Below are 412 nucleotides of genomic sequence, written 5' to 3' on the forward strand. Positions count from 1 at the left end.
TTGTCGATACAACCTCTGGCGGAGTCGTGGAGGCATTGCCACTCCATCCGTTGATTTTGTCGGTCGCCCTGGCTTCTTTTTTGTAACAGTGACTGAATCCATGTCAGTCTCCTTTTTTTTCGCAACTGTAACGGATTCGTCATATCGTAACAGTTGCGAATTATCAAGGTTGCAAAAAATTTCAAAAAAAAAAAATGATCTCCCCATGGCGGGGGCGTGTGTCTTCAGTCCCCAAACAATTTTTTTGAAGTTGCTACTGCTACAACTGCCCCTTTTCCACCCTGAAGCGTAGCAAATGTAGCAGTTGTAGCAGTAGCATTTTCAGGAATCGGCCCATGCGCAGCAAAGTTCCAGAATCTTTAGTTGACACTCCACCGGGGTCATCGTTCCCCTTGGTACCAGTAGGGTGAAT

The 412-nt window shown here is 46.1% G+C and carries 1 protein-coding gene; it reads left to right on the forward strand.

All coding sequences use genetic code 11. From position 1 onward, the window contains the following. Positions 1-292: hypothetical protein (locus tag IV91_RS19255; protein WP_233418480.1), on the forward strand; the 292-nt coding region annotated here is incomplete at its 5' end. Between the last annotated feature and the right edge of the window lie 120 nt (positions 293-412).

Origin of the sequence: Ferrovum myxofaciens (genome assembly GCF_000735045.1) — a bacterium.
GTDB lineage: Bacteria > Pseudomonadota > Gammaproteobacteria > Burkholderiales > Ferrovaceae > Ferrovum > Ferrovum myxofaciens.